Origin of the sequence: Peribacillus sp. NPDC097284 (assembly GCF_044761765.1) — a bacterium.
GTDB lineage: Bacteria > Bacillota > Bacilli > Bacillales > DSM-1321 > Peribacillus.
The window spans coordinates 154344-164148 of the sequence record NZ_JBIWCZ010000007.1 but is presented as its reverse complement, the minus strand read 5'-3'; the positions used below and the strand labels follow the sequence as shown (position 1 = coordinate 164148).

At 42.1% G+C, this 9805-nt stretch carries 10 protein-coding genes; 5 read left to right on the top strand and 5 right to left on the bottom strand.

What is annotated here, in order from left to right:
• Positions 1 to 217: 217 nt before the first annotated feature.
• Both chrA and chrB read right to left on the bottom strand, forming a co-directional pair.
• On the bottom strand, positions 218 to 772 hold the full coding sequence (gene chrA / locus ACIQXU_RS14600) for a chromate efflux transporter ChrA (RefSeq protein ID WP_402955437.1): 555 nt from the start codon (positions 770 to 772) through the stop codon (positions 218 to 220).
• Positions 772 to 1359: a chromate efflux transporter ChrB gene (chrB, locus tag ACIQXU_RS14595; protein WP_402867579.1), complete on the bottom strand. Its 588-nt coding sequence runs from the start codon at positions 1357 to 1359 to the stop codon at positions 772 to 774. Before chrB ends, chrA begins: the two co-directional genes overlap by 1 nt.
• Before the next feature lie 273 nt (positions 1360 to 1632).
• Between chrB and ggt the strand changes: the two genes are divergently transcribed.
• The 5 genes from ggt (at position 1633) to sipW (ending at position 7425) form a co-directional block, all read left to right on the top strand.
• Positions 1633 to 3213, top strand: coding sequence for a gamma-glutamyltransferase (gene ggt / locus ACIQXU_RS14590; protein WP_402990350.1), 1581 nt, complete (start codon positions 1633 to 1635; stop codon positions 3211 to 3213).
• A gap of 700 nt (positions 3214 to 3913) precedes the next feature.
• A complete protein-coding gene (locus tag ACIQXU_RS14585; protein WP_402990347.1) occupies positions 3914 to 4507 on the top strand; it encodes a TasA family protein in 594 nt (197 codons plus the stop codon).
• 77 nt (positions 4508 to 4584) lie between these two features.
• Positions 4585 to 6174 carry a M4 family metallopeptidase gene (locus ACIQXU_RS14580; protein ID WP_402990370.1) on the top strand — a complete coding sequence of 530 codons (1590 nt, stop codon included), beginning with the start codon at positions 4585 to 4587 and terminating at the stop codon, positions 6172 to 6174.
• A gap of 230 nt (positions 6175 to 6404) precedes the next feature.
• Positions 6405 to 6878, top strand: a complete 474-nt coding sequence (locus ACIQXU_RS14575) for a hypothetical protein (RefSeq protein ID WP_402955444.1) — start codon at positions 6405 to 6407, stop codon at positions 6876 to 6878.
• A gap of 31 nt (positions 6879 to 6909) precedes the next feature.
• Positions 6910 to 7425 carry a signal peptidase I SipW gene (sipW, locus tag ACIQXU_RS14570; protein WP_402990367.1) on the top strand — a complete coding sequence of 172 codons (516 nt, stop codon included), beginning with the start codon at positions 6910 to 6912 and terminating at the stop codon, positions 7423 to 7425.
• A 106-nt stretch (positions 7426 to 7531) separates the two neighbouring features.
• On the opposite strand, the gene uraH is transcribed toward sipW, so the two are convergent.
• The 3 genes from uraH to ACIQXU_RS14555 are packed head-to-tail and all read right to left on the bottom strand — an operon-like array spanning position 7532 to position 9775.
• Entirely contained in the window at positions 7532 to 7891 is a 360-nt protein-coding gene (gene uraH / locus ACIQXU_RS14565; protein ID WP_402867583.1) for a hydroxyisourate hydrolase, read from the bottom strand.
• 46 nt (positions 7892 to 7937) lie between these two features.
• A complete protein-coding gene (uraD, locus tag ACIQXU_RS14560; RefSeq protein WP_402990345.1) occupies positions 7938 to 8435 on the bottom strand; it encodes a 2-oxo-4-hydroxy-4-carboxy-5-ureidoimidazoline decarboxylase in 498 nt (165 codons plus the stop codon).
• A gap of 14 nt (positions 8436 to 8449) precedes the next feature.
• Positions 8450 to 9775 carry a nucleobase:cation symporter-2 family protein gene (locus tag ACIQXU_RS14555; RefSeq protein WP_402990342.1) on the bottom strand — a complete coding sequence of 442 codons (1326 nt, stop codon included), beginning with the start codon at positions 9773 to 9775 and terminating at the stop codon, positions 8450 to 8452.
• Between the last annotated feature and the right edge of the window lie 30 nt (positions 9776 to 9805).

The following is a 9805-nucleotide window of genomic DNA, read 5'->3' as shown; positions in this document are numbered from 1 at the left end:
TCGATGCAGGCGATGCTTACTTTCGCTGCCATGAATTTAAAGAAGATGGCCAATTGGACATGGCGAGATTCAAAAATGGCCTAATATAGTGGGCTAGTAGAGACCCAAGCTCTTAATCTTGAGCAAAATTCCAAGAAAATATCAAAAGGGATTCGGAATGAAACCATTCCGAACCCCTTTTGTCTACAAACTGAAACCACCTTTAAGGTGGTTTTTTTTATGTGATCGGGAGGATGAACCCTCCATAGGCAAAGGCAAAAATGATGACGAAGGCAGGGTGAATCTTGAATTTCCCCAATGCTAGGAAGGCAATTCCGGCAATGATTAAGGAATGAATATATCCAATGGAGCCGACAGCGTCAGCAGCCATATGCCATGTAAGCAATAGCATCATGATGGCAATCACGGGCTGAACGAGTAAGGACATGCCTTTTACGATGGGCGACTGCTTGTATTTTCGCAAGATTTTCAATAAATAAATCAAGGCCACGGCAGAAGGAATGATCGTCCCCGCCAAAGCGACGAAGAACCCGGGCCATCCGTAAACATCGTAACCGACATAGGCGGCGATTTTTGTGGCAATCGGTCCTGGGAGGGAGTTTCCAAGCGCAAGCATTTGTGAGAATTCCGTATTAGAAAGCCAACCATAGCGGGTGACAATTTGGTCGTACATAAGCGGAATCGAAGCTGGACCTCCTCCATAGCCAAGGATATTCGCTATGAAAAATGCCAAGAACACAGCTACACCAATCGGGATGAAAATGGCACCCATTATGCTGATTCCTCCTTCTTATCCTGTTTCTTATTTTTCAATCTGTTCTTCAATTTAAAATGAAAGGCACCATATAAAAGGAAAATCATGATGACGATACCAGGATGCAGGGAAACGACCTGAAGAAGTAAGAAGGAGATGGAAAAAAATAAGATGCCAAGCACTTTCCCTAACCCTTTAACGGCCTTTTCACCAAACTCATACGCCATTTGTCCAAGCATGACAGCAACGACTGGCATCACGGCAGCAATCATATTGGTAATCATCGCCGAATTACTGAGGACGTTTATGAAGGCGATCAAGAATACCATGGCAAAGGCAGATGGTAAGATATGCGCCGCCACACTTACGATGGCACCAGGCCATCCTTTCAGTTTGTACCCCAGATAGGCGGCCATCTTTGTGGCAATCGGACCAGGGAGTGTATTGGCAATGGCCAATGTATCACCGAATTCGTCATCATCTAGCCAATGATAACGGGAAACTGCTTCATGCCGGATGAGTGGAATGACCGATGGACCACCACCGAACCCTAAAATCCCCGTCCGCATCATTCCTACGGTTAATTCGCCGTATGGATTGTTCACATTGATTCCTCCTCTGTACGAATAATATTTTCCATGATTATCTATTAATCATAACAAAATAGATTTCGAAATGCTCATAAAATTTTAATGAAAGTATCGAATTGTACTGTAATTATATAACTTATTAGTTCAATAGATGATTTAAAGATGAAAATGATTTCTATTTGTTAATAAAAACAAATAAGTGTATTACGTATTGTGAGTGAATGGTTTATAATACAAATATAGTTAATTTTCAGAAAAATAAAATAAATAGATGAAAGGAGCAACTGTATGACACAATCGATTATCGGAACGAAGAGCATGGTAGTGAGCCCTCACTATTTAGCATCGATGGCGGGAAATCATATTCTCGAAAAAGGTGGCAATGCGTTTGATGCAGCGGTGGCTGTCAGCGCCTGCCTGGGTGTTGTTTATCCGCATATGACGGGACTTGGCGGTGATATGTTCTGGCTGAATTATGAAAATGGTGACGGGAAAATAAGTGTTTATAATGGTAGCGGACGATCTGGGGCAAATGTCAGCCGTGAAACTTATGCAGGGGAAGCGGCCATTCCCTTTCGTGGCATAAGGAGTGCCATCACCGTTCCGGGAATGGTAGATAGCTGGGATGCTATATTAAAAGAATTAGGTACCTTATCATTGGCTGAGGTTCTTGTACCGGCAATCGACTATGCGGAAAATGGTTTTCCCATTACGAAGAACCAAGTGGACTATACAAAGCAGAACTGGGACTGGCTTTCAAAGATGCCGATCACGGCCGATATTTATGCACCAGGAGGAAGAATTCCGGAAGTGGGGGAACGTTTTTTCCAAAAAGACTTGGCTCGTAGTTTAACCTGGATTGCTGAACGGGGGAGGGATGTTTTTTATCATGGCGAACTTGGCCAATCCATCGTTACTTATTTGCAGGAACAAGGTGGACTGTTAACGGCTGCTGACTTTGCTAACCATGAAGGTAACTGGGTCGAGCCCATATCCACTACCTACCGGGACTATACCATTTATCAAGTCCCACCCAACTCTCAAGGATTCGTCGGTTTGATGGCATTAAATATTCTAGAGAACTTTGACTTGGAAAACATGAAGCATGGTTCTGCCGATTATTATCACCTATTGGCTGAGGCGTTAAAAGCAGGGTTCCGTGACAGAAACGAGGTATTAACGGATCCCGAATTCTTTGATATTCCACTGGATAAGCTGCTTGATAAGCGATACGCTGCCAAGATTGGGGCAGCCATTCAACAAACGAAGGCAGAAAAGGTGGCAAGCCCGCCGATGGGCAGTGACACCGCTTATGCCGCCGTTGTAGATAAGGATGGAAATTCCGTATCATTCATTCAGAGCCTGTACTTCGAATTCGGATCTGGCGTCGTTGCCGGTGATACAGGAGTGATTCTTCAAAACCGGGGGTCTTTTTTCTCGCTTGATTCCAACCATGTCAATACTTTGGAACCTAACAAGCGTTCCTTCCATACCTTGATGCCGGCAATGGCCTGTAAGAATGGAAAACCTAGCATTATTTACGGAACACAAGGTGGGGAGGGTCAACCGCAGACGCAAACCGCAATCATTACCCGAATGATCGATTATGGGATGGATCCCCAAACGGCCATCAATGAGCCTCGTTTTGTCTGGGGCAGGACCTGGGGAGAATCTAGTGAGGCGTTACGCATCGAAAGTCGTGTAGAGAAAGATACTATTGAGAAACTTCAAGAAAAAGGGCATCTTGTCGAAGTCGTGGAGGAGTTTGATGGGGCGATGGGACATGCGCAGGCCATCCGAATCGATGAGCATGGATTCCTTAAAGGTGGAGTCGACCCACGGGGAGACGGTGCAGCTGTCGGATCTTGAAAAGAGTACGAACGTAACCTCGATATAACCTGATTTCATTTCATAAAAAACGTAGGGCCCAGGCTTTTAAGCCGGGGCCCTACGTTTTTTACTATTACTTTTGATAGAGTTACTAACTTTGAGGTAAATAGTATTCACTCTCACTAAATGTATTTTAAATGAATAAAATGTTAGTCAGATCCTACAGATAATACTACTTTAGTCTAGTGATATGTCGAATATAGGTAAAAAATACCATGTTAATCTTCGGTAGCTACCTTTTAATATACGTACCTGGCAATTCTGACGCCATTATAAGACGACTATCAGAAGCTCTTTCTCGCTATTTTCCTACTTTTATACAAGGATTAATTTAGGGAAAATGTCGAAGAATAAGGGTAAATGAGTGATTTAACAGAAAATATTTTTTGAAATCCTAAAAGATTATAAACATATAGGACTATATACAATAATATGTAAAATTAGGTAATATTGTGTAAATACATTCTTTATTGAGAACTAAATAATCTTAATAAAGAATATCATAGAGTGAATGTACTCCTAGATTAGTATGGAAAAGCTGCTTCAAGAGTATTCATACGAGTAAAAAATAAAAGGGAGGAGATATATTTATTTTATATTCTGTATTATACGACTTGTAACATGAAGACGGTTACTAAAGATTTTGAGAAAGTAAAATAGAGATGCGGGGGGAATTGAAGTGGGTATGAAGAAAAAGTTAGGTTTAGGTATTGCATCAGCAGCATTAGGACTATCACTGATTGGTGGGGGTACATATGCTTATTTCAGCGATCAAGAAGTAACGAATAATACGTTTGCAGCAGGTACATTGGATTTGTCCATTAATCCACAAACCATCGTCAATCTTGAGAATATGAAACCGGGTGACTCAAAAACAACTGAATTTAAATTAGCGAATAATGGTTCGTTGAAAATTAAAAACGTCAATCTAAAAACGGCATATTCGATAGTCGATGCGAAGGGTGACAATGGTTCTGAAGATTTCGGGAAGCATATCCGGGTGAATTTCTTATGGAACTGGGACAAAGAGAATGAACCTATTTTTGAAACAACTCTACTAGAATTGAAAAATATGGATCCAGATGTTGTTAAAAAGAATGTTCTTGACCCTTTCTTTGCAAAAAATGGTGGGCTTGAACCGGGTGCTGTAAATGATCTTTGGGTACAGTTTGAATTTATCGATAACGGTGAAGATCAAAATGTATTACAAGGCGATCAACTTAAACTTGACTGGACATTTATCGCCAATCAAACGGCTGGTGAAGCTAAGTAAAATTTCTCATATACCTATGAGAAGTAATTTAAAAACTATTTATCAGGGAGATGAGATAATTGAAAGTAAATAAGAAAATGGTTTCTACTACTTTAGCTCTATCCGTTTTTTTAGGGACGTTCGGTACAGGTGGATCGCTTGTAGGTGCTCAGGATAATATTAAATATAATGATGAATATAAAACTCCTTCTTTTATCGGGGAAACTTGGTCCCCAAAAGGGAAAAGTGGCTTAAGCAAGAAGGAAATCGCCTATTCTTTCCTTAATGAGAATAGTAAGAAGTTTAAATTAAAAGGTGATATGAAAAAAAACTTTAAAGTAATAGATGAACAAGCTGATAAAGAAGTTGGAACCCATCACTTTAGACTGGTTGAACAGTATAAAGGAATTCCTATATACGGATCGGATTCGACGATAGCGATTGACGAGAATAATAATGTTACGTCTTTCTTCGGTGAAGTAGTACCTGATCTAGAGAATGAAAATATCAAGACAGAGGTTGCCATTTCTGAAACAGAGGCGATTGAAGCAGCAAAACAGGATATTGAAAAGAAAATTGGCAAGGTGGATCAGTACGATGGTGACATTGCCGTTGAACAGTATATTTATGAATTCGATGGAGCATTTCATAATACGTTTCTAGTTAAAGCTTCAACTATTGAACCAGAGGTTGGATACTGGCATTATTTCATTGATTCTACCAATGGAAAAATTGTAGATAACTATAATGCTGCCCATGAAGTTACGGCATTCGGTAATGGCGTATTTAATAACAAGCAGATGTTTGAAGCGCAATTTGCTAACGGAGTGTATGGACTCACTGATGTGACAAGAGGAAAAGGCGTAGTCACCAATGATGCAAAGAATGGCAATCGACTAGTCACAAGTCTTATTAAAATGTTTAAAGACGGTGCTGCTGTAGATGCACACGCAAATGCACAAAAAACCTATGATTATTTCAAAGGCACATTTGGGCGTAATTCGGTGGATGATAATGGCCAACAGTTAATTTCTTCGGTCCATGTGAATAATAATTGGAATAATGCATCCTGGAATGGAAGAACGATGTCATATGGTGATGGTGATGGCATCGCCTATCATAATTTCGCTGGAGGGTTGGATGTTGCTGCGCATGAGATGGCGCATGGTGTGACTCAACATACAGCAAATCTAGTCTATCGAAATGAATCCGGGGCATTGAACGAATCCATGTCAGATATATTTGCTGCCATGGTAGACAGAAGTGATGAAGAATGGCTAATTGGAGAAATGATCGTTAAGGATGGAAGAAAGGGACTGCGTTCCATGAGTAATCCTGCAGAAATCGTTGACGTCAGAACGGATAGCGGATTTTCTCCAGATCATTGGAGTAAAAGGTATACAGGTACTTTAGATAGTGGTGGCGTTCATATCAACAGTAGTATCAATAACAAGGCCGCTTACCTGATCTCAGAGGGTGGAACCCATTATGGGGTTACCGTGAGTGGGGTTGGACGTGAAGCGACAGAACAAATTTATTACCGCGCCCTTTCAAAATACCTGACAGCCAGTTCAAACTTTACAATGATGAAAGAAGCCGCCATTCAGGCTGCAACGGATTTATATGGAGCTAGCTCAAAAGAAGTTAGAGCTGTAAAAGCCGCATATATCGCTGTTGGTGTGAACTAAGGATTTAAAAAGTGGAGGTGTCCCAAAAGTGTTCTTTTGGGCACTTCTTTTATATCGAATACTTGAAGTACATTCTATACATAGGAGTTCCAGAGCATTAGTCTAGGAATCGTAAATCTGAAAGGCAGCAAGCACTATAAAGAATGAAGCCTAGGAAGAAGGGGTTTCCAATACTAAATAAAAAGGGAATTTGGAAGAGAAAAAAACTATTATGGACATTAACCAAGCTGGTGGCTATATGGTATTTATTTTTAGGAACAGTGGTGGCTGTTACGGGGCAAACGAATGCCTATTACACCGACATGGAACTAGTAAACCAAGAGATTCAAATTGGGACTTGGGAGATAGCCGAGGACATGGATTGCTCTAACGCAAAAGAGAATGAAAATCATGAAGAATGTGAAGAAGTGAAGGAACCGATCGACGATGAGCCAGATCCAAATGAAAATCAGGAGAATGAGAGTGCTGAGCCCGAAACTGAGGAGAATGAAGAAGCAAAGGACTCTGATGAAAAAGTAGAGGATTCCACTAAAGACGAAATTGAAAATAAGCCTAAAGAAAACGAGGCTATCGATAAAGAAAAAGAAGAAAGTGAGTTACCGATTAAAAAGGACCCTATTACAGAGGATGAGAACACAGATGGTAAGGTAGATAATAAGTCAGGAGGCGAAGAGTTTGAAAAGAACGCTGAAAGTAATAAGTAATTTGATTACAGTGGTACTATTTTTAAACTTAATGGTAATGGTATTTCTTATCATATCTTCAAAAGCGTCTGGGGGGGAACCCCAGGTTTTGGGGTATCAGCTTAAAACTGTTTTGTCCGGATCGATGGAACCTACCTTTCAAACCGGGTCAGTTATTGCTGTCAAGCCGCTAAGTTCAGACGAGAAACTAGCCCTTAAAAAAGGGGACATCATCACATTCCAAACAAGTGAGGAAATACTCATAACGCATAGGATTGCCAAGGTGAACAGTAGCGGAGAGCACGTTCTTTACGATACGAAAGGTGATAATAATAAAACGATAGATGCCGATCCGGTTCTATCCGATAATATTGTAGCTCTATACTCTGGATTCACTATTCCTTATGTAGGATATTTCATCGATTTCACCCAATCAAAAGAAGGTGCTGCTCTCTTACTGATTGGTCCGGGTTTATTGCTCTTAGCTTACTCAGGTTTTTGCATCTATCAAGGATTAAGAGAAATGGAATCAACTGAAAAACTAACACCCAAGAAAAAAATAGTGTGATGGTGTATGGGCTTAAAAAGTCTAATCAATAAGCAGGAAACCCCCGGCAAAGGGACAATGCATATGCCTCTTTGCCGGGGGTTTGTTTGTAGTATTCCTAAATTCATTAACTTCCCCGGTATACCTGATAGCCCCATGGGGAGACGAGTAAAGGCACATGATAGTGGGAAGCGGGGGACGCTAGACCGAAGCGGATAGGAACTTGGTCCAAAAAGGGAGGGTCAGGTAGCTCAATTGATTGACCGCGGAAGTAATCGCCGATATGAAAGACGATTTCGTACTGTCCGGTTTTTGCCTCTTCCCCGGTGAGGAGAGGGGCATCGAGCCGCCCATCCGCGTTCGTGACAGCTGTTTGGAGTAGCTGCCAGGTAGAGGATGATGATTCGGAGTAATATAATTCAATCGTGACGTTTGCAGCGGGTTTCCCGTGTGTTAAGTCCAAGATATGCGTTGTTAAACCAGACATATATGTCTCCTTATCCCTTGCATTCTTCGGCCAAGGCCGAGACTATTTAGCTTTTGATTTTTTCCTGTAAACGAAAGAACGCTATTTGATAAATCTCTGCTAAGGCCGTTTCAAACTCGGTTTCTTCTGTATGGTGAATCCTCAATTCCATTGCTTCATATATGTCATGCTTATCCTTGCCGCGTACTGCGAGGATGAAGGGGAAGTTAAACTTTTTTTGATAACGTCTATTTAATGAAAGGAAATTTTCGTATTCTAAAACGGTAAGGTCCTTTAATCCCGCTCCTCGTTGTTCCTTGGTCGAGTCAGCTGTCATTTCGACTTTGTCACCTAGGTTTGGGTGCTTCCTTATTAAATCCATTTGCATTTCCTTAGGTGCGTGGTTCACGATATCGACCATGCATTGATGAAGGCTTAATAAGGAAGAAAACGGCCTGGACGCTGAGGCTTGCTCTGGAATCCAAGGTGAGTGCTCGAAAGTATCCCCGAGAATCTCCGTGAATTCCTTATGGCTTTTTTTCTGTAACATCTCCAATGTGATCATGTTCTAGACTCCTTTTATACGCTTTTGGCTAAGAGGTGGTCCGTTTCAGGCACCACTCTTGGATCTGATTTTTTATTGCGGGGAGTTAAAATTAAGTTCAGGATGATGGCTGTCAGGCTACCGGTAATGATTCCATCGCCGACAACGATACGGATCGCTTCCGGCAGGCTCGAGAACAATTCGGGAACGACCGTTGCGCCGAGACCCAAGGATACCGAACATGCGATGACCAATAAATTCGAGTTATCGGAAAAGTCTACATCGCCTAACATCTTGATTCCTGAGGATACAACCATCCCGAACATGACGACGGTGGCTCCACCAAGAACGGCTGTAGGAATCAATGTAGCGAGTGCTGCAATTTTTGGAACCAGTCCAAGCCCGATTAAAATGAAACCGGCCGCGATGGTGATGGATCGTTTTTTCACGCCGGACAATTGAACCAGTCCGACATTTTGTGCGAATGTGCTATAGGGAAAGGCGTTGAAGATTCCTCCTAAAGTGAAGGCTAGCCCTTCTGCACGATAGCCCCGGACGATATCCCGTTCCTTTAAGTCACGCCCGGTTATTTTTCCAAGGGCAAGGAAGGCACCGGTCGATTCGATTAGGATGACCGTTCCGACTAGCATCATCGTCAGGATAGGCGCGATTTCAAAGGTGGGTACGCCGAAGTAGAATGGAGCCGGGACATGAAACCACGAGGCTTCCATGACGGCGGAAAAATCCATTTTTCCTGTAAATGCGGAAACAATCGTTCCTGCGATGATGCCGACCAATACGGAAATGGCGCGGATGAATCCAGTGAAATACCGATTCATCAGTAAAATGATGAAAAGGACACCGAATGAAAGCATCAGGTTTTCTGCTGAACCAAAGTCTTTGCTTCCAGCACCGCCAGCCATGTTTTTAATGCCGGTGGGAACTAAGGATAACCCAATGATGATGACGACTGTCCCAGTCACGACAGGAGGAAATAACTTTAGTAGCTTGCCGAATATATTGGAGAAGAAAATGATGAATAGACCTGCTGCGATGATCGATCCATATATGGCGGAAATGCCATAGTTACTTCCTATGGAAATCATGGGAGTGACCGCTACGAAGGAAGTCCCTAAAACAATCGGAAGCCCAATGCCGAAGAATTTGTTTTTCCATGCTTGGAGTAACGTCGCGATTCCACAGGTTAATAAGTCAATAGCAATGAGGTAAGCAAGCTGTTGAGGAGTGAAGCCTAAGGCGCCTCCGACGATGATGGGCACCAGGATTGCCCCTGCATACATGGCGAGGACATGCTGTAGGCCTAAGGAGAAAACCTTGGACTTGCCAACTTTTTCATTCATATAAGTAAAACTCCCTTCTTGAAAAAAATG